Source organism: Cobetia sp. 3AK (assembly GCF_029846335.1).
Classification (GTDB): Bacteria; Pseudomonadota; Gammaproteobacteria; order Pseudomonadales; family Halomonadaceae; genus Cobetia; species Cobetia marina.
Genome location: NZ_JARWKR010000001.1, coordinates 292,388 through 312,434, shown reverse-complemented (window position 1 = coordinate 312,434; position 20,047 = coordinate 292,388). Strand labels below are relative to the sequence as shown.

Here is a 20,047-nt window from a genome sequence, read left to right as displayed (position 1 = left end):
GCAGACAGGCAAGGAGAGAGTCGATGACGGTGATTAACGCACGTGGGCGGCGTCTGAAGCACTGGGGCGCAGCCCTGATGATCGCGCCGTTGCTGGGCATGTCAGGGGCGGCCATGGCGGCGCCGGATGGCTTTGCTCCCGCAACTCACCCGGAGACGGCCAAGCTGGTGGATGAGCTGGTGGCCAAGGGGCTGGATCGCGCTCGCGTGACCGAGCTGATGAATCAGGCCGATTACAGCCAGAAAGTGCTGGATGCCATGTCGCGCCCGGCGGAAGGGCACCTGCGCTGGGACCAGTACCGCGCCATCTTCATGAAGGAATCTCGCATCGAGGCCGGCGTGAAGTTCATCGCCGAGCATCGCGAGACCTTCGATCGCGCCCAGGCCGAATATGGCGTGCCGCCGGAAGTCATCGCCGCCATCATTGGCGTCGAGACCTTCTTCGGCAAGCACACCGGCACCCACCGCGTGATCGACTCACTCTCCACGCTGGCCTTCGATCATCCGCGTCGTGGCAAGTTCTTCCGTGGTGAGCTGTCCGCCTTCCTGCAGCTGACGTTGGAGCAGGGCATCGACCCGCTCTCCATCAAGGGATCCTATGCCGGTGCGATGGGCTACCCGCAGTTCATCCCCACCAGCTATCAGGCCTATGCCGTCGATTTCGATGGCGATGGCGTGCGGGACCTGTGGCACAACCCCGTCGATGCCATCGGCAGTGTCGGCAACTATTTCGCCCGTCACGGCTGGAAGGCCGGTGCACCGGTCGTCAGCGCAGCCGATGGCCCCGGTACTCCGCCGTCTTCCGTCACCTTCAACAAGACCAAGAAGCCCTACATGAGCGTCTCGGCACTTGAGGCGGCAGGGGTCGAGGTCGCGGGTGGCGTGGCAGGCAATACCCAGATCATCCCGCTGGCGCTGGACCTCAAGCAGGGGTATCGCTACGCCGTGGGCTATGACAACTTCTACGTCATCACTCGCTACAACCACAGCCATCTGTATGCGATGGCCGTGAATGAGCTGTCCCAGGCGATCAAGCGCCGTCTCGAGGATGGGGGTGCCGGATGAGCTGGTCACGCGCGCTGCCGTTGACGTTGGCGCTTGCCCTGCTGGCCGGTTGTGCCAGCAGTGGTGGCACCACGGTCAGCGACGGTGCTTCGCCGAGCACGGGCAAGAAGGCGGGCAAGAATGGGCGTTACGAGATGGATTCGGACGCCTATCCCGACGACGCGCCGGACGTCTCCGCGGTGCCGGACGCCGTGCCGAAGCCCGAGCCCTATACGCGCAGCGGCAACCGCAGCGAGTATGAGGTGTGGGGCAAGACCTATCATGTGATGGATGACCCGCGCGGCTACGTGGCGGAAGGTACCGCCTCCTGGTATGGCAAGAAGTTCCATGGCTACGCCACCGCCAGTGGCGAGATCTATGACATGTACACCATGACGGCGGCCCACAAGTCGCTGCCGCTGCCGACCTACGCGCGAATCACCAATCTGGACAACGGCAAGCAGGTCATCGTCAAGGTCAATGATCGTGGGCCCTTCCATGATGATCGCCTGATCGACCTGTCCTACAGTGCGGCGTGGCGTCTCGACATGCTTGGCCATGGTACCGGTCATGTGCGCGTCGAGACGCTGGACGCCAGCACCTGGCGGCCGGGGCCGAGCCCGACCCAGGGCACGGCCGAGTCCGAGCGCCTGCTGGCCCGCAGTCAGGCGGTGCGTCGCGAGCAGGGCATCGCAGGGCTTGAGGAAATGGGCGCAACCGGCGATTCCGTGGCGGCGAAGACGTCCAGCACGAGCGTTGCCGCCAAGCCCGTGGTAGCCTCTGCGGCGCGCGCGACCGACACTACGGCCAGCGGCGCTGATGCCAGCTTCCTGCAGGTGGCGGCGGTCAGTGACCTGCAAACGGCAGACCGCATCAGCAAGCGCGTCAGCGCGGCGCTTGATCGCCCGGTCCGAGTGCTGGGCAGTGGCAATCTTTACAAGGTGCAGGTTGGCCCGCTTGAAGAAAGCGTGCGTATCGAGTCGCTCAAGTCCGCGATCGCCGATGCCGGCTTCTCCGGCGCCTTCAGCGTACAGGCACCGCGCTAGCGGCGGTGATCTGGCGCATCCATCATGCATCCCACGAGGGTGCAACATGGCCGGGGCTTGTGCCCCGGCTAACGCATGAGTGTCAAAGAGATTTCAACATGTCCCTGAAAGCCAGACTTCTTCCATTGCGGCGCCGTCTTGCCGGGCTGATGGCGGCCAGCGGTATCGCGCTGCTGACCAGCGTCACCTCCACGCCGGCCCGGGCCATCGAGGCCGACACCCTGATTCCGGCGGCGCCGCAACTGGCCGCGTCCTCCTGGATTCTGATGGATGCCAATTCCGGTCGCATCCTGGTCGAGCACAATGCCGACAAGCGTCTGCCGCCGGCAAGTCTGACCAAGATGATGACGGCCTATCTGGTCGAGAATGAAATCGATGACGGCAAGCTGACGCCGGACGAGAACGTGCGTATCAGCGTCAACGCCTGGAAGACCGGCGGCTCGCGCATGTTCATCCGCGAGGGCACCAGTGTCTCGGTCGATGATCTGCTGCATGGCGTGATCATCCAGTCAGGCAACGACGCCAGCGTCGCGCTTGCCGAGCACATCGGCGGCAGCGAGGGCTCCTTCGCCGACCTGATGAACCAGCACGCCAAGCGTCTGGGCATGAACAATACCCATTACATGAACGCCACCGGTCTGCCGCACGCGGAGCACTACTCAACGGCACATGATCTCGCGATTCTGGCGCGCCACATCATCCGCGACTATCCGGATCACTATCAGATCTATTCCCAGAAGTACTTCACCTGGAATGGCATCAAGCAGCCCAATCGCAACAAGCTGCTGTGGCGTGACAAGGACGTCGACGGCCTGAAGACCGGTCATACCGATGAAGCGGGTTACTGCCTGGTGGCGTCTGCCAAGAAGGAAGACACGCGTCTGATCAGCGTGGTGATGGGCACCAGCTCCGAAGAGGCGCGTGCCCAGGAATCCCAGAAGCTCCTGACCTACGGCTTCCGCTACTTCGAGAGCAAGAAGCTCTATGACAAGGGTGCCGTGCTCAATCAGGCCCGTGTCTGGGGCGGCGAGAAGGATCAGGTGCGTCTTGGCATGGCCAAGGAAGTCTATCTGACCCTGCCGAGTGGCCAGGCCGACAAGCTGACCGCCCGTCTTGATCTGAAGGACACCATCAAGGCACCGGTGCAGGTCGGCGAGCAGTACGGCACCCTGCAGATCAAGCTCGAGGACAAGGTGCTGGCGGAAGAGCCGCTGGTTGCCCTGGAATCAGTCGAGCAGGGCGGTCTCTTCAAGCGTCTGTGGGACGCCCTGATGCTGTTCTTCCACGGCCTGTTCAACTGAGGCTGGTGCCGTCCGCCCTGGCCAGCGAGCAAGGTGATGCGACGGTGCCCGCCACGCGCCCCTGAAACCCGGGGATGCGTCTTTCACGAAGGGCGATCCGGCTGACGGATCGCCCTTTGTTGAGTAGAATGGTCGGAAATAGAATCACTGGAAGGGCTTTCCCATGGCCAACACGCCAAAAGCGGGTGAGAAGACACCCCCCAAGATCGAATTCCCCTGCGATTTCTCCCTCAAGATCGTCGGCAATGCCGCCGAAGATCTCGTCGAAGTGGTCTGCAATGTCCTGGAAGTGCATGCGCCCGGCTTCGACGCCACGGCCATCACCTGGCAGGACAGCAAGAACGGCAACTATCGCAGCATCCGCGTGGTGATCCGAGCCACCGGAACCGACCAGCTGGATGCCTTGCACCGTGACCTCAAGGCCACCGGTCGCATCCACATGGTATTGTGACGTTCGCGTGAGACGAGCGACTTCACTGGCTTGCGCCATGAGCACAGGAGCGCATGCATGAACACGATTCACGTCCACCACCTCGGCGTGCTGCCGTATGAGGAAGTGTGGTCGGCGATGCGTGACTTCACCGATACCCGCTCGCCGGAGGCCCCGGATGAGCTGTGGGTAGTGGAGCACGCCCCCGTCTTTACCCAGGGACAGGCTGGCAAGCCGGAACATCTGCTGATGCCGGGTGATATCCCGGTGGTGCAGACCGACCGGGGTGGCCAGGTGACCTATCACGGCCCCGGCCAGCTGGTGCTCTACCCGTTGCTCAACGTCAAGCGTGGCGGCATCGGTGTTCGCCAGCTGGTGACTGCGCTGGAAGAGACGGTGGTGGCGGCGTTGGCCGAGCACGGCATCGAGGCGTATCCACGCCCCGATGCCCCGGGGGTCTACGTGAAGAAATCGGCGCAGCGCATGGATGATCCGCGCCGCTCGATGGAAGAGGCCAAGATTGCCTCGCTGGGGTTGCGCATCCGACGTGGATGCAGTTTCCATGGCGTGGCGATCAATCTGGACATGGACCTTGCGCCTTTCGGGCGCATCAATCCCTGCGGCTATGCCGGCATGGCGATGACCCAGCTACGCGACCTGACGCGCGAGCCGGTGGATCTTGCCGCTGAGCGTGACCGCCTGGTGCGTTGTCTGGGCGCAAGCCTGGGGGACGTGACCCTGACTCCGGTGAGCGGGCTGCCCGCGGCACTGGCTGACATTTCTCGAACAGCAGGACAGAACTGATGACCGAGACCACCGCTACCCCGAAGCCCGCTCCCTCCGCTGCTCCTGCTCGCAAGGAGCGTGGCGTGAAGCTGCGTGGCGCCGAGAAGGTCGCTCGCATTCCGGTCAAGGTGATTCCCACCGAGACCTTGCCGAAGAAGCCGGACTGGCTGCGCGTGCGCATGCCTGCCTCCCCTGAGGTGAGCCGCATCAAGCAGACCCTGCGCAAGCACGGCCTGCACACGGTGTGTGAAGAAGCCTCCTGCCCGAACCTGGGCGAGTGCTTCAGCGGCGGCACCGCGACCTTCATGATCATGGGCGATATCTGTACCCGTCGCTGCCCGTTCTGTGACGTGGCCCACGGTCGTCCCAATGCGCTGAATGCCGACGAGCCGCGCGAGCTGGCCGAAGCCATCGCCGAGATGCGCCTGAATTACGTCGTCGTGACCTCCGTTGACCGTGATGACCTGCGTGACGGTGGCTCCAACCACATTGCCGAGTGCATCCGCGAGATCCGCGAGAAGTGTGAAGGTACCGAGATCGAAGTGCTGGTACCGGACTTCCGTGGCCGCATGCAGGTCGCGCTGGACGTGCTCGAGCAGACACCGCCGGATGTCTTCAACCACAATCTGGAGACCGTGCCGAGCCTGTACCGCCGCGTGCGTCCGGGTGCCGACTATCAGTGGTCGCTGGATCTGCTCAAGGGCTACAAGGAGCGCCGCCCGGAAGTGAAGACCAAGTCCGGTCTGATGCTGGGGGTGGGCGAGACTGACGAGCAGGTGCTCGAGGTCATGCAGGACCTGCGCAATCACGGCGTCGACATGCTGACCCTCGGGCAGTACATGCAGCCGTCACGCAGCCACCTGCCGATCGATCGTTGGGTCCACCCGGATACCTTCGACTGGCTCGGTCAGAAGGCGCGCGAGATGGGCTTCTCGCATGTCGCCTCCGGTCCGCTGGTGCGCTCTTCCTATCACGCCGACAAGCAGGCGCATGGTGTGGAAGTGAAATAAGCCGGACTGGCCCGACAAAAACCGCCGCGGAGATCATCTCCGCGGCGGTTTTTTTGGTTCATGAGCACAGGGGCGTGTGGTGGAGCGTCACTGCTCCGTGGCCAGCGGCAGGCAGGCGACGCTGTGCCCGGGAATCGGCTCCATCGGCGCGCTGAAGTGTGCGTTGAGCTCCGGCAGCAGCTCGCGCACGAAACGCAGGAACAGCTCGGTGACCGGCGTGGGGTAGCGATCCTTGGGATAGACCGTGCACCAGGAGCGTCTGAGCGGGAAGCCCGGCAGGGACGGCGAGGCCAGCAGGCCGGAGGCGAGCTCCAGCTGGACGGCCAGCCGCGGCAGGATCGCCACGCCCAGATGCGCCATCACGCCCTGCTTGATGGCCTCGTTGGAGCCCAGCTCCAGCGTATGGCGCAGCGAGACGCGCTCGCGGGCGGCGAATTCCTCGAAGGCGGTACGCGTGCCGGAACCGGGCTCGCGCATCAGCATGTAGTACTGGGCGAGATCCTCCAGCGTGACGCCCTTGACGTCCAGCAGCGGGTGGCCGGGCCAGACGATGGGGATCAGCTCGTTGTCCAGGATCGGCATGAAGGCCAGGTTGGCGTCATCGGGCACCATGCCCATGATCACCAGGTCATCGCGTCGCTCGGCGAGGCGTTCCAGTGCCTGGCCGCGATTGCAGACGCGCAGGCGCACCGAGACTTCCGGGTAGCGGGCACGAAAGCGCGCCAGAATGTGCGGCACCACATACTGGGCCGTGGACACGGCCGCCAGATTCAGCTCGCCACGGATGGTGCCGGCGATTTCCGACAGCTCCATCTGCAGGCTCGAGACTTCCCCGAAGATCGACTGTACCGAGCTTGCCAGCGCATCCGCCGCCGGCAGGATATGCAGCGTCTTGCCGGCATATTTGAACAGCGATTGCTCGAGCGCCTGCTCCAATTGGCGAATCTGGGCACTGACGGCGGGCTGTGTCAGTCCGAGTTGCTCAGCCGCACGCGAGTAGGACTGCTGGCGATGGACGGCCTGAAATACCTGTAACTGTCTGAAAGTTAATCGGTTTAGCAGATTTGGACGCGACATGACACACCCAGTCATAAGGTTTTACTTATAGATTGGCAAAAAAATATCAACTTTTCTATTGGTCTCTCGCTGGGTAGCGTGGAAAGCCTGAGAACATGACTGCCCTCGCAAGCCTCCAGGGTTGCAGGAGAGTCAGACGCAAGCCGTCAACAACAAGATCACCGCGTTCCGTCAGGGAGAGTCACCATGTTCCGCAAGTTGCTGATCGCCAACCGAGGGGAAATCGCAGTGCGCATTGTACGCGCCTGTGCCGAGATGGACATCCGCTCTGTCGCGGTCTACACCGAAGCCGATCGTTTCTCGCTTCACGTCAAGCGTGCCGATGAAGCGCATTTCATCGGCGAAGACCCGCTGGCCGGCTACCTGGACCCCCGTCGCCTGGTGGATCTGGCCCGCGAGACAGGCTGTGATGCCATTCATCCGGGCTATGGTTTCCTTTCCGAGAATGCTGAGTTCGCGAGAATCTGCGAAGCGGCGGGCATTGCCTTCGTGGGCCCGTCCAGTGATGTCATCGCGCGCATGGGAGACAAGACCGAAGCCCGCGCCGCCATGAAGGCGGCTGGCGTGCCGGTCACGCCGGGCTCGAAGGGCAATCTGGCCGATGTCGAGGAAGCCTTGAGCGTGGCGGAACAGGTGGGGTATCCGGTGATGCTCAAGGCTACCTCAGGTGGTGGGGGGCGGGGTATCCGGCGTTGTGATGATGCCCAGCAGCTCAAGCAGGCCTGGGGTCGCGTGATCTCGGAGGCTACCAAGGCCTTCGGCAGTGCGGATGTCTTCCTGGAGCGCTGCGTGGTCGACCCGCATCACATCGAGGTCCAGATTCTGGCCGACAGTCACGACAACGTGATCCATCTGTTCGAGCGTGACTGCTCCATCCAGCGCCGCAACCAGAAGCTGATCGAGATTGCCCCCAGCCCTCAGCTGACGCCGGAGCAGCGCTCCTACGTCGGAGAGATGGCGGTGCGCGCCGCGCGGGCCGTGGGCTATCGCAATGCCGGTACCGTGGAGTTCCTGGTCAAGGGCAACGAGATCTACTTCATGGAGATGAACACCCGCGTCCAGGTGGAGCACACCATCAGCGAGGCGATCACCGGCGTGGACATCGTGCGCGAGCAGATCCGCATCGCCTGGGGCCACAAGCTGGCCTTCCGTCAGGAAGACATCCGCCATCACGGCTATGCCATCCAGTTCCGCATCAATGCCGAGGACCCCAAGAACGACTTCCTGCCCAGCTTCGGGCGCATCACGCGTTACTACGCCCCCGGCGGGCCTGGCGTGCGAACCGATACCGCGATCTATACCGGCTACACCATCCCGCCGTATTTCGATTCCATGTGCCTGAAGCTCATCGTGTGGGGGCTGACATGGGAAGAGGTCATCAATCGCGGGTCACGCGCCCTCAATGACATGCGCCTGCAGGGGGTCAAGACCACCGCGCCTTACTATCAGGAAATCCTCAAGCATCCGGACTTCCGCAACGCGCGCTTCGATACCGGTTTCGTGGCGGCGCATCCGGAGCTGACCCAGTACTCAGTCAAGCGCCTGCCGGAACAGACGGCACTGGCGATCGCGGCGGCGATCGCGGCGCACGCCGGTCTCTGAGTCCACCCCTGACATGCCGTTCGAGTCCTTCCCCCGACTCCTCAACCAACAATGACAAGGACACCTGACATGACTGCTGCTACCTCCACTCCCCATGCCGCGAGCGACTCTGCGGCTGATGCCGTCAAGGTCACCGAAGTCGTCCTGCGTGATGGCCACCAGTCATTGATCGCCACGCGCATGCGCACCGAGGACATGCTGCCCATCGCGGCACGTCTCGATCAGGCCGGCTTCTACAGCCTCGAGGTCTGGGGCGGTGCGACCTTCGATGCCTGTGTGCGCTTTCTGAAGGAAGACCCCTGGGCGCGTCTGAAGTCGCTCAAGGAAGCCATGCCCAACACGCCGCTGCAGATGCTGCTGCGCGGTCAGAACCTGCTCGGCTATCGTCATTATGCCGATGACGTGGTGGAGGCCTTCGTCGAGCGTGCCGCGGCCGGCGGCATCGATATCTTCCGCGTGTTCGATGCCCTGAATGACCTGCGCAACATGGAAACCGCCATGCGCGCGGTCAAGAAGGCCGGCAAGCACGCCCAGGGCACCATCTGCTACACCGTGAGCCCGGTGCATACGCTGGAGATGTATGTCGAGCAGGCGCGCAAGCTGGTCGAGATGGGCGCCGATTCCATCGCGATCAAGGACATGGCCGGGCTGCTGACCCCGTATGCCACCTTCGACCTGGTCAGTGCGCTGGTCGAGGCTGTCGAAGTGCCGATCCACCTGCACAGCCATGCCACGGCAGGCCTGGCACCGCAGTGTCAGATCAAGGCCGTCGAGGCGGGCTGCCGCCACATCGATACCTGCATCTCGGCCTTCGCCGGTGGCACCAGCCACCCGGCCACCGAATCCTTCGTCGCCTCACTGCGTGACACTCGCTGGGACACCGGACTGGAACTGGAGTCGCTGCGTGAGATCGGCGACTACTTCAGTGAGGTGCGCCGCAAGTATTCGGCCTTCGAGAGCGAATTCACCCGTGAGGATGTCTCGGTCCAGATCAGCCAGATCCCCGGCGGCATGATGTCCAACCTGGCCAGTCAGTTGAAGGAGCAGAATGCGCTGGAGCGCATTCGTGAGGTGTTCGCCGAGATTCCGCGTGTGCGTGCCGATCTGGGCTATCCGCCGCTGGTCACCCCGACCTCACAGATCGTCGGTACCCAGGCGGTGCTCAACGTGCTGACCGGTGAGCGCTACAAGAGCATCACCAATGAAGTGAAGCGCTATCTGCAGGGCGGCTATGGCCAGGCGCCGGCACCGGTCAACGAAGAGGTTCGCTCGCGTGCCATCGGCAACGCACCGGTGGAGGTCGGGCGTCCGGCAGACCTGCTGAGCCCGGAAATGGCGCGTCTCACCGAGGAGCTGGGCGAGCTGGCCAAGTCCCCTGAGGATGTCTTGACCTTCGCCATGTTCCCGGAGCTGGGACGTGACTTTCTCAGCGAGCGCCGCGCCGGCACCCTCACGCCGGAAATCATCCCCCAGGGCGAGGCGGAGCGTCCGGTGTCTTCCGGCGTGCCGACCGAATTCGTCATCGATGTCCACGGCGAGTCCTATGCGGTGCAGATCACCGGCGTCGGCGGTGCCAAGGGCAGCAAGCGTCACGTCTATCTGACTCTGGATGGCATGCCGGAAGAGGTGGTGTTCGAAGCCAAGGACGATTACGTGGCAGGTGGCCAGAGCGGCGGGCGCGCGAGTGCGTCTGCGCCGGGGCACGTCACCACGGCGATGCCGGGCAATATCGTCGAGGTGCTGGTGGCGGTGGGTGACAGCGTCACGGCAGGCCAGTCGGTGCTGATCAGCGAGGCAATGAAGATGGAGACCGAGATCACGGCGCGCGTCGACGGTACCGTCAAGGCCATCCACGTGGCTCGCGGCGATCGCGTCACGCCGGGGGAAGTACTGATCGAAATCGAGTGATGCCGCGGCCGGCGAGGTTGCAAAACCCGCTCGCCGACTCCATCTGACAGCTATTCGATCACCAGGGACGGCCGGGCATCGTGGATGTCCTGCCGTCCTTTCCTGTGGAAGGACCATCATGGCAACACATTTCGAGCAGGTTCCCGGCCTGAGTGAGCAGATTGATCCGGCTACCCGAGGCTATGTCTTCAACCAGACCATGCTGCGCATCAAGGATCCGACGCGTAGTCTGGACTTCTATACCCGTGTGCTCGGCATGCGCCTGGTGCGCAAGCTCGACTTCCCGGAAATGCAGTTCAGCCTCTATTTCCTCGCCTATCTGGACGACGACCAGGCCAGCGACGTGCCGAGTGATGATCTCAAGCGCACCACCTACACCTTCGGGCGTGAGGCGATGCTGGAGCTGACGCACAACTGGGGGACCGAGGACGACCCGGACTTCGCCTATCATGACGGCAACGCCCAGCCTCAGGGCTTCGGCCACATCGGGGTCAGCGTGCCGGACGTCTACGCCGCCAGCGAGCGCTTCGAATCGCTGGGTGTCGAGTTCGTCAAGCGCCCCGATGATGGCAAGATGAAGGGTCTGGCCTTCGTCAAGGATCCCGACGGCTACTGGATCGAGATCCTGCGTGCCGATACCTTCGAGCGTCAGGCCAACGGCCAAGCCTGAGGCAGGCCACCGCTGTAAAAGAACCGCCACCACCGGCATGCCCGGGGTGGCGGTTCTTTCGTTGATACGACACCCCGCGTTGCAGGGGTGTCAGTGGCATCCGGTTGCTGCAATGATGAGGTCTGACTGAGACGCTCAAGGTTCGAGATTGAGGGACCTTGAGATTGAGGGACCTTGAGATTGAGGGTCCTTGAAATCGATGGCCCATGACGAAAGGGGAGACAGCCATGTCGGAGAATGCACAGCAGTTGAGCGACAAGGTGGCGGTGGTGACCGGAGCCTCGCGCGGCATCGGCGCAGGCATCGCTCAGCGTCTGGCGGCGGACGGCGCCCAAGTGGTGGTCAATTACCGCAGTGATGTCGATGGGGCGAATCAGGTGGTGGCCGAGATAGAGGCAGCTGGCGGGCAGGCGCTTGCCGTCCAGGGCGATGTCGGCGACAGCAAGATGGCCAGTCAGCTGTTCACGGTGGCCACTGAGCACTATGGCGGAGTGGATATTCTGGTCAACAATGCCGGGATGAGCCTCTACAAGCCGCTGGCCGAGTTCACGGATGAGGACTTTTCCAGTCTGATGCAGGCCAACCTCACCGGCAGCTTCAACATGATGCGCGAAGCTTCGCGCAAGCTGCGTGATGGGGGCCGCGTGATCAATATCTCCACCTCCGTGACGCGCCAGATGTTCGCCACCTATGGTCCCTATGCGGCGTCCAAGGCCGCGGTGGACCAGCTCACTCGCGTGCTGGCCAAGGAGGTCGGCGCACGCGGGATTACCGTCAATGCCGTGGCGCCTGGCCCGACGGATACCGGGCTGTTCCGGCATGGCAAGAGCGAGGAGACCATCGAGCGCCTCAAGGGCATGGCAGCGCTGGGGCGTATCGCGGATGCCACGGATATCGCGGCCGTCGTGGCCTGGTTGTCCGGTGAGGAATCCGCCTGGGTCACCGGGCAGGTCATCGGCGCCAATGGTGGTTTCGCCTGAGTGCGCCATTTACGGCTATGCTGATGGCAAGTCGGATGTTCATCAGTCGTTGTCATGAGGGGCAGGGATGAAGGTGACGGTAAGCGAAGCTCAGGAAAATGCATCGACAACGCGCGCATCGGCTCATGTGCTGCGGGTCGGCTACCCGGGACGGCTCGGGGGGTACTCACGCGAATGCGCCGCCAAGATGTATGCCTCGAATGCCACCTTGAGTGCCTATGCGGGCATCGACGAGGTGGTCAACGCCCTGGTGAGAGGAGAGGTGGAGGCTGCCGTCGTCCCCTGGTCAAGAGGGCATCAGCGACCGGTGACGGCCACCCACGAGGCGTTGGCCTGCTGGCCGGGCATTCGGGTGGAGCGTCGGCTTTTCCGTGCCATCAGCCTCAGCCTGCTGGGGCCACCGGACCTCTGTCCCTCGAAGGTCCAGCGCATCGTGGCGCGCGAGGCTCTGTTCGAGGAGTGCAGTGAGTGGCTTGAGCACAATCTCCCCGGTGTCGCACGCATCGAATGCCTGCACATGGCGGATGCGCTGGATATGGCCGAGGGGCGCCACGATACCCTGGCGATCGCGCCACCGTCTCTCGCACGCAGGCCGGGTCTGGTATGCCTTGCCGAGCGGATCGAGGACGACCCCGGGCGTGTCGCTCAGTTTGCGGTGTTGAAGCGCGATACCAGCAGCGTGCGTGGCCAGGGATATCTGGACGACGCGCCCTCAACTTCGCCAGATTGTGTGGCAGGCGAGTCTGATCCGGGCTGAGTCTCCTTCGACATGGCAGCCATTGCCCGTGCGTCGCTGCCATGTCCGGTGACCTGCTGATACTCTGAAGGCTTTCCTTGCCTCGGGTACGACACGATGCCTCACTCCATTGCTTCCTCAGAGACTGACACGAGAGCGTCAAAGGCCGATGCTACCTCGGCCAGCAGCCCCGACAGCTCGCCGTTGTCGTTTCCTGCATCCCCCGCGCCTCTCGACTCCCCCCTTGCGCTGGATGCGCGCCTGCCGGTACGGCCTGCCCCTTACGAATGTTCGCTGCCGAGTGCCGGACTGATTCTGGTCGATGAGATCAACGGCTTCTGTCAGGTGCAAGGAGGCGCTCTGGCCCCGCAGGCCGACAATGCCCAGGTCACCCGCATGGTGGCGCTCAGTAACGACGTGGCGCGCTGTTTCTCGGCGCACGCCCGCCCACTGCTGGCCTTCATTGACTCCCACTCACCCGGCGTCCCGGAGCCGCCCTATCCCGCTCACTGTGAGCAGGGTAGTGGTGAGGATGAGCTGGTGGCAGAGCTTGCGTGGCTGGAGAGCGATCCGCATGCCACTCTGGTACGCAAGGATTGCATCAATGGATATATTGGCGCGATCGACCCGCCAAGCGGTGTCAATGCGCTGCAGGAGTGGGTTGGCCGGCAGCGACTGAAGACGCTGGTAGTGGCGGGAATCTGCACGGACATCTGCGTGATGGACCTGGTGCTGACGCTTCTCTCTGCACGCAATCATGGTCTGCTGGGCGAGGTGAGCGACATCGTGGTGCTGGAGCCTGCCTGCGCCACCTATGATCTGAGTTCGGAAAGCGTGGCTGCCCTTGGATTGCCTGCGCCCGCCATCCACCCGCAGCGAGACGCCCATCACATCGGGCTCTATTGCATGGCCTCACGCGGGGCGATCATCGCCAGCCAGCTCAGGATTCAGGCGTGAGGCATCAGACGCCTGGAGGAAGGGGCATGTTGCCGTTAGCTAGCCAGCTAGCCAGCCAGCTAGCCAGTCAGGTAAAGGTCCGAAATGTAGTTTGATTACGACATTTTCGCGGATATTCGCTGTCCTGCATGAAGCCAATGACGGTGTGGATCACGCTGACATGGGTCCATACGTAAACGCCCGCCCACTCAAATGAGGGGCGGGCGTTTACGTGTATCGGCAATGTGCCAGTGTCAGGCGCGGGTGCTGACCCAGTCATTGGCATCGGGGACCGCGATCTCGACCGACTCCGACATCAGTGATGAGTGGAACATGAAGTCGGCACTCGCGACATTGTTGGCCACCGGCACGTTCCACAGTGTCGCCAGGCGCAGCAGCGCCTTGACGTCAGGGTCGTGCGGCATCGGAGCGAACGGGTCCCACAGGAATATGAGCAGGTCGAGATTGCCTTCGGCGATGCGCGCACCGATCTGCTGATCACCACCCAGCGGCCCGCTCATCAGGCCTTCGACCTCAAGTCCGAGCTCCTTGCTGATGCGTCGGGCCGTGGTGCCGGTGCCCAGCAGCTGGTGGCGTGACAGCTCATCGCGCCAGCGCATGGCCCAGGCCAGCATCTCATCCTTCTTGCCATCGTGAGCCACCAGCGCAATCCGCTTGCGTTCTGCCAGGGTGCGTCGTGCCTGGCGCTTGGGTCGTTGCTCGCTCATGCCGCTTGATCTCCTGAAGGCGGGGTGTCAGCCCCGCCAGTGATAACGCTGCCGGTATCGATCCGTCGATGCCGGTCGCTCAGTCGATGGTGCCACCGACAGTGACGATCTTCATGGTGTTGGTGCCACCGTGGGCATTCATCTGATCGCCGCGGGTCAGAATCACCAGGTCACCACGGTTGGCGATGCCGCGCGCTTCCAGCTCGGCGATGGCGCGACGGTTGATCTCCTGCGCCGGCAGCTCGCTGGAATCGAAGGGCAGGGACACCACGCCACGATAGAGAGCCATGCGGCGCTGGGTCTTCTGATCCTGGGCGAGACCGACGATCGGCAGACCCGAGCGGATGCGCGAGGCGATCAGCGGGGTATAGCCGGATTCGGTCATGCAGACGATGGCCACGACACCCGTCAGGTGGTTGGCCGCGTACATGGCAGACAGTGCGATGGTCTCGTCTGTCTTGCTGAAGCCTTCGTGGATGCGGTGCTGGGATTCCTGGGCGGCACGTTCACGCTCGGCACCCAGGCAGACACGATCCATGGTCTCGATGGTCTCGACCGGGAAATCGCCTGCCGCGGTCTCGGCTGACAGCATCACGGCGTCGGTGCCGTCGAGCACGGCATTGGCGACGTCGAAGACTTCGGCGCGGGTCGGCAGCGGGGCGCTGATCATCGACTCCATCATCTGGGTCGCGGTGATGACCACGCGGTTGAGGCTGCGGGCACGGCGGATCATGCGCTTCTGCACGCCGATCAGCTGTGCGTCGCCGATCTCCACGCCCAGATCGCCACGCGCCACCATCACGCCTTCACTGGCGAGGATGATGCCGTCGAGCACGGCGTCATCGGCGACGGCTTCGGCGCGCTCGACCTTGGCGATCAGGCCGATGTCACGACCTTCCTCGCCCAGCAGCTCACGTGCCAGCTGCATGTCGGCGCCACTGCGCGGGAAGGAGACGGCCAGATAGTCCACGCCGATGTCGATGGCGGTCTTGAGGTCTGCCTTGTCCTTCTCGGTCAGCGCCTCGGCGGACAGGCCACCGCCTTGCTTGTTGATGCCCTTGTTGTTGGACAGCTTGCCACCCACCTTGACGGTGGTGTGGATCTCGTTGCCCTTGAGTTCGTTGACCTCGAGCACCACGCGACCGTCATCAAGCAGCAGAACGTCGCCGGCGACCACGTCATCGGCCAGCTGCTGATAGTCGCAGCCGACACGCTCGACGGTACCTTCATCGCGGCCCAGGCCGATGTCCAGGATGAACGGTTGGCCTTCCTGAAGCTGGACAGCGGTGTCCTTGAAGCGGGCGATGCGGATCTTCGGACCCTGCAGATCACCCAGCACGGCGACGCTGCGGCCCTGGGCGGCGGCGGCGGCACGGACGGCCTCGGCACGCATGCGGTGGTCTTCGGGGCTGCCGTGAGAGAAGTTGAGGCGAACCACATCCACTCCGGCACGGATCATCGCGTCGAGGACGCCCGGCTTGTCACTGGCCGGACCGAGTGTGGCGACAATCTTGGTGCGGCGGATCGGGCCGTTGAACGCGTGCGGCATGAGAACATACTCCTTGAACACTTGCGTGAGGGGTCAGGCGGTTTGTGTTGTCATTTTACTACATTGACGACGTAAAGGGAGCCTGTCGAGTGTCGTGGTTGATTGGTGTGGTAGCGCGTGAGTGATTCGGCTGCCATGGCGGCGATGGTAGCGACATGACTTGCGTCTTCACAAGCGCTGGCGTCAGGCTGATGGCCAGTCAGACATGGCGTGATCCGAGAGGCCCCGGCTGTGAGGATGGCATCTACGTTGACCCGCAGGCCTGCCACTGCCTGTGTCAGTAATGCCACACTGATGTGACGAATCGTGAAAAGGCCACTTATATATAGTCATGGCTTGCCTGTCGTCATGGCGACACATGCACCTGGCGGGTCTGGCAGGTCCGGGTGCCGGTCGATGACCGCGTCATGCCTCGGGCGTCGATTCTCGAGATTCGGGGTGGTGTGTGATGTCCGCTGCCACCACCCACATGGCGTGGTGCTGGCAACATTGCTGGTCAGCGCTGAAATGCTGGGGTAGGGTAGGCGCATTTTTAGGCTGGGATAAAACCCAGCGCTACGAGTCATTCGCCGGTGCAGTCAGCGCCGGCCAGGAGATGCGAGCAACCATGGGCAAGTCACTGGTGATCGTCGAGTCGCCTGCCAAGGCCAAGACCATCAACAAGTATCTCGGCAACGACTTCGTGGTGAAGTCGAGTGTCGGGCATATCCGCGATCTGCCGACCAGCGGTAGCGGCAAGCAGGCCACCGATCCCAAGGAGCGTGCCCGTCAGGCAGCCGAGACGCGCAAGATGTCGCCGGAAGCCAAGGCGGCTCACAAGGAAAAGAAGGCCAAGACGCAGCTCATCCGTCGCATGGGGGTAGACCCGGAGAACGGCTGGGAGGCGCATTACGAGATCCTGCCCGGCAAGGAAAAGGTCGTCTCCGAGCTGACGCGCCTGGCCGAGAAGGCCGACACCATCTATCTCGCGACGGATCTGGACCGCGAAGGTGAGGCGATTGCCTGGCACCTGCGCGAGACCATCGGTGGCGACGATACCCGCTACAAGCGCGTGGTGTTCAACGAGATCACCAAGAAGGCGATCACGGCGGCCTTCGATGAGCCGGGCGATCTGAAGATGGACCGCGTGCATGCTCAGCAGGCGCGTCGCTATCTGGATCGTGTCGTCGGTTTCATGGTCTCGCCGCTGCTGTGGGCCAAGGTGGCCCGTGGGCTGTCGGCCGGTCGAGTGCAGTCGGTTGCCGTGCGCTTGATCGTCGAGCGTGAGCGTGAGATCCGTGCCTTCATTCCGGAAGAATTCTGGGATGTGCACGCAGAGCTTGCCGCGACCAGCGGCGAGGCGATCCGTTTCGAACTGGCGCGTCAGGATGGCAAGGCCTTCCGTCCGACCAGCGAGAAGGAAACGCTGGATCGCATCGCGGCGCTGCGTACCGCTCGGCTCGCGATTTCCAATCGCGAAGACAAGCCGACCCGCTCCAAGCCGAATGCCCCCTTCATCACCTCGACCCTGCAGCAGGCGGCCAGCAGTCGTCTCGGCTTCTCGGTCAAGAAGACCATGATGATGGCGCAGCGCCTCTACGAGGCCGGTTACATCACTTACATGCGTACCGACTCGACCAATCTGTCGGCGGACGCGGTGGCCACCGCGCGGGACTTCATCGCTGAGGAATTCGGCGACAACTATCTGCCGCAGGCCGCCAACGTCTACTCCAGCAAGGAAGGCGCCCAGGAAGCTCACGAAGCGATCCGTCCCTCCGAGGTGGCGCGTCGCGCGACGGACCTCACCGGCATGGAGCGTGACGCGGAGCGTCTGTATGAGCTGATCTGGCGTCAGTTCGTCGCCTGCCAGATGGTGCCGGCGGAGTATCTGTCCTCGACCCTGACCATCGAGGTCGATGGCTACGAGCTGCGCGCCAAGGGCCGGGTGCTCAAGTTTGACGGTTATACCCGCGTGATGAAGCCGGCGGGCAAGAAGGAAGAGGACCAGTCACTGCCGGACCTGGCCATCGGCGAGGTGCTGGAGCTGGTCGAGCTGGACCCGCAGCAGCACTTCACCAAGCCGACGGCGCGTTACACCGAAGCCAGTCTGGTCAAGGAGCTGGAGAAGCGCGGCATCGGCCGTCCTTCGACCTATGCGGCCATCATCTCGACCATTCAGGATCGTGGTTACGTGGCGCTGGAAAATCGGCGTTTCTATGCCGAGAAGCTGGGTGACATCGTCACTGATCGTCTCAGTGAATCCTTCAAGGACCTGATGGACTTCGGCTTCACCGCGCGCATGGAAGACTACCTCGATGAGGTGGCCAATGGTCAGCGCAACTGGCGCGAGCTGCTGGATGCCTTCTACGCCGAGTTCAAGGCCGAGCTGGATCACGCCCAGTCAGAAGAGGGCATGCGCCCGAATCAGCCGGTGCCGACCGATATCGCCTGCCCGACCTGTGGTCGCGAGATGCAGATCCGTACCGCCTCCACCGGCGTCTTCCTGGGGTGCTCCGGTTACAACCTTCCGCCCAAGGAGCGCTGCAAGACCACCATCGACCTGTTGCCGGGGGATGAGGCGGTCGCCGCTGACGCGGATGAGAATGCCGAGACCGATGCACTGCGTGCCAAGCGCCGTTGTCCGATCTGCGCCACGGCCATGGACAGCTATCTGATCGACGAGCAGCGCAAGCTGCACGTCTGCGGCAACAGCCCGGACTGCGTGGGACATGAAGTCGAGCAGGGTCAGTTCCGCATCAAGGGCTACGATGGACCGGTGATCGAGTGCGACAAGTGCGGTGCCGACATGCAGCTCAAGACCGGGCGTTTCGGCAAGTACTTCGGCTGCACCAACGAGGATTGCAAGAACACCCGCAAGCTGCTCAAGTCCGGGGAGGTCGCGCCGCCGAAGATGGACCCGATCCCCATGCCGGAACTTGCCTGCGTGAAGGTCGAGGATCACTACGTGCTGCGTGATGGCGCCAGTGGCCTGTTCCTTGCCGCCAGTCAGTTCCCCAAGAATCGCGAGACGCGTCCGCCGCTGGTCAGCGAGCTCAAGGCGCATGCCGACGAGCTGCCGGAGAAGTATCACTTCATCCTCAAGGCGCCGGAGAAAGACCCCGATGGCCGCCCGACGCAGATTCGTTTCTCGCGCAAGGCCAAGGAGCAGTTCGTGATGACGGACGAGGATGGCAAGGCGACGGGGTGGAAGGCGACCTTCGACAACGGCCGTTGGGTCGTCGAGGACAAGCGCAAGGGAGCCAAGAGCTGATGAGCCAGCGTGGCCGCACCAATCAACTGCTGTATCAGGCCGAGTTGCTGCTGGAGCAGACGGCCGTCGCGACGCGTGATGAGCATGCCGTCGCACGGCGCATGGCCGGTGAGGAAGGGGCGCTGGCGTTGATGGAGCTGGCATTGGCCTCGTTGATCGAGGAGTGCGCCGCGTCGGCACGCTGGCCTGAGGTCGGCTGGCGCGAGCGGCTGGCCACACCGCCGACTCCCGTGGCGGAAATCGAGCAGTTGCGAAGCCTGCAGGCGCAGCCGGACAGTTGGTTGAGCCAGCTGGTGGCCGATATCACGCGTCTGCATGAAGAGGGCGGTGCTGCCCGGCGTGAGGAAGGCCAGGCGCGTGGCGATGGTCTCATCATCGCCGCGGCGGCCAATGCGCCTCTGGCAGAGCGTCTCGCCACGGCAGTCAGCGCCATGAAGGCGTTGCTGTCACACCTTCGCGAGTCGAATGTGGAGTGGTAGCGTCGCGCCTTGCCTGACCCGAAGGCGCTGGCATGTCACGCACCTGTCATTCAGGTGACGCCCTGGCATGACGGGTGCTAGACTGGCGGCATTGTGGCAAGCCCTGCATTCTCCGGTACGACCATGGCTCTGGCTGTGGTCGTACTTTTTTCTGCATTGTCGCCAGTGACTGCAAGTCGCAGGGCCTGCCCGCCGTCAAGCTGACGATCACAACGACGCCGGTATCCTCAGGATGCCGTGCAGGAGGAATGACGTGTCCGATCCCGCCGTACTTGAAATCGTGCAAATGGAAGATGGGGAAGTGATCCTGCGTGCCGCCGAGAGTGAAGGTGAGCCACTTCTCAGTATCCGCATCTCCGATGAAGCTGCCGATCTGCTGCGTGACAATCGCTTCGAGGTCGCGCGTGAGATGATCGACCACGCCATCACCCGCACCCGCCTGTGGGATGGCGAGGATGATGAAGACGAGCAGTCGGAAGGCATGGTGCACTGAGCACTTCCCGCATGTCTGCCTGT

Annotated in this window: 18 protein-coding genes; 15 read left to right on the top strand and 3 right to left on the bottom strand. The window is 63.3% G+C overall.

What is annotated here, in order from left to right; genetic code table 11:
* Positions 1-23: 23 nt before the first annotated feature.
* The 6 genes from mltB (at position 24) to lipA (ending at position 5,616) form a co-directional block, all read left to right on the top strand.
* Positions 24-1,064 (top strand): lytic murein transglycosylase B, encoded by a 1,041-nt coding sequence (gene mltB / locus QD228_RS01340; RefSeq protein ID WP_077371920.1) that lies wholly within the window; start codon positions 24-26, stop codon positions 1,062-1,064.
* Positions 1,061-2,089 (top strand): septal ring lytic transglycosylase RlpA family protein, encoded by a 1,029-nt coding sequence (locus tag QD228_RS01335; protein ID WP_176502791.1) that lies wholly within the window; start codon positions 1,061-1,063, stop codon positions 2,087-2,089. The genes mltB and QD228_RS01335 overlap by 4 nt, the downstream gene beginning before the upstream one ends.
* Positions 2,090-2,187: 98 nt before the next feature.
* Positions 2,188-3,390 carry a D-alanyl-D-alanine carboxypeptidase family protein gene (locus QD228_RS01330; protein WP_084209159.1) on the top strand — a complete coding sequence of 401 codons (1,203 nt, stop codon included), beginning with the start codon at positions 2,188-2,190 and terminating at the stop codon, positions 3,388-3,390.
* Positions 3,391-3,553: 163 nt separating this feature from the next.
* On the top strand, positions 3,554-3,841 hold the full coding sequence (locus QD228_RS01325) for a DUF493 domain-containing protein (RefSeq protein WP_077371930.1): 288 nt from the start codon (positions 3,554-3,556) through the stop codon (positions 3,839-3,841).
* A 57-nt stretch (positions 3,842-3,898) separates the two neighbouring features.
* Positions 3,899-4,624, top strand: coding sequence for a lipoyl(octanoyl) transferase LipB (gene lipB / locus QD228_RS01320; protein WP_084209158.1), 726 nt, complete (start codon positions 3,899-3,901; stop codon positions 4,622-4,624).
* Positions 4,624-5,616, top strand: coding sequence for a lipoyl synthase (lipA, locus tag QD228_RS01315; RefSeq protein ID WP_077371936.1), 993 nt, complete (start codon positions 4,624-4,626; stop codon positions 5,614-5,616). The genes lipB and lipA overlap by 1 nt, the downstream gene beginning before the upstream one ends.
* 87 nt (positions 5,617-5,703) lie before the next feature.
* Here lipA and QD228_RS01310 read toward each other — a convergent pair whose 3' ends face one another.
* Complete coding sequence (locus tag QD228_RS01310; RefSeq protein WP_077371939.1) at positions 5,704-6,693, bottom strand: LysR family transcriptional regulator; 990 nt, start codon at positions 6,691-6,693, stop codon at positions 5,704-5,706.
* Positions 6,694-6,879: 186 nt separating this feature from the next.
* Here QD228_RS01310 and QD228_RS01305 point away from each other — a divergent pair, with 186 nt between their 5' ends.
* The 6 genes from QD228_RS01305 to QD228_RS01280 all read left to right on the top strand — a co-directional run bounded on the left by QD228_RS01305 (position 6,880) and on the right by QD228_RS01280 (position 13,546).
* A complete protein-coding gene (locus QD228_RS01305) occupies positions 6,880-8,295 on the top strand; it encodes an acetyl-CoA carboxylase biotin carboxylase subunit (RefSeq protein WP_077371943.1) in 1,416 nt (471 codons plus the stop codon).
* Between the two features lie 69 nt (positions 8,296-8,364).
* Positions 8,365-10,203 (top strand): sodium-extruding oxaloacetate decarboxylase subunit alpha, encoded by a 1,839-nt coding sequence (gene oadA, locus QD228_RS01300; RefSeq protein ID WP_279874185.1) that lies wholly within the window; start codon positions 8,365-8,367, stop codon positions 10,201-10,203.
* Positions 10,204-10,321: 118 nt separating this feature from the next.
* Entirely contained in the window at positions 10,322-10,873 is a 552-nt protein-coding gene (gloA, locus tag QD228_RS01295; RefSeq protein WP_077371949.1) for a lactoylglutathione lyase, read from the top strand.
* A 227-nt stretch (positions 10,874-11,100) separates the two neighbouring features.
* Positions 11,101-11,853 (top strand): SDR family oxidoreductase, encoded by a 753-nt coding sequence (locus QD228_RS01290; RefSeq protein WP_279874183.1) that lies wholly within the window; start codon positions 11,101-11,103, stop codon positions 11,851-11,853.
* A gap of 67 nt (positions 11,854-11,920) precedes the next feature.
* Positions 11,921-12,610, top strand: coding sequence for a prephenate dehydratase domain-containing protein (locus QD228_RS01285; RefSeq protein ID WP_084209155.1), 690 nt, complete (start codon positions 11,921-11,923; stop codon positions 12,608-12,610).
* 183 nt (positions 12,611-12,793) lie between these two features.
* Positions 12,794-13,546: an isochorismatase family protein gene (locus QD228_RS01280; RefSeq protein WP_279874181.1), complete on the top strand. Its 753-nt coding sequence runs from the start codon at positions 12,794-12,796 to the stop codon at positions 13,544-13,546.
* Positions 13,547-13,779: 233 nt separating this feature from the next.
* Here the strand turns inward: QD228_RS01280 and QD228_RS01275 are convergent, their stop codons facing one another.
* Together QD228_RS01275 and pyk are read right to left on the bottom strand one after the other, a co-directional pair.
* Entirely contained in the window at positions 13,780-14,253 is a 474-nt protein-coding gene (locus tag QD228_RS01275) for a methylglyoxal synthase (RefSeq protein ID WP_077371960.1), read from the bottom strand.
* 79 nt (positions 14,254-14,332) lie between these two features.
* Complete coding sequence (gene pyk / locus QD228_RS01270) at positions 14,333-15,802, bottom strand: pyruvate kinase (protein ID WP_077371963.1); 1,470 nt, start codon at positions 15,800-15,802, stop codon at positions 14,333-14,335.
* Between the two features lie 607 nt (positions 15,803-16,409).
* Between pyk and topA the strand changes: the two genes are divergently transcribed.
* The 3 genes from topA (at position 16,410) to QD228_RS01255 (ending at position 20,024) form a co-directional block, all read left to right on the top strand.
* A complete protein-coding gene (gene topA, locus QD228_RS01265) occupies positions 16,410-19,052 on the top strand; it encodes a type I DNA topoisomerase (protein WP_077371966.1) in 2,643 nt (880 codons plus the stop codon).
* Positions 19,052-19,531, top strand: a complete 480-nt coding sequence (locus QD228_RS01260) for a DUF6586 family protein (protein WP_279874179.1) — start codon at positions 19,052-19,054, stop codon at positions 19,529-19,531. The genes topA and QD228_RS01260 overlap by 1 nt, the downstream gene beginning before the upstream one ends.
* A 253-nt stretch (positions 19,532-19,784) precedes the next feature.
* Entirely contained in the window at positions 19,785-20,024 is a 240-nt protein-coding gene (locus QD228_RS01255; RefSeq protein ID WP_103751365.1) for a hypothetical protein, read from the top strand.
* Positions 20,025-20,047 lie beyond the last annotated feature (23 nt).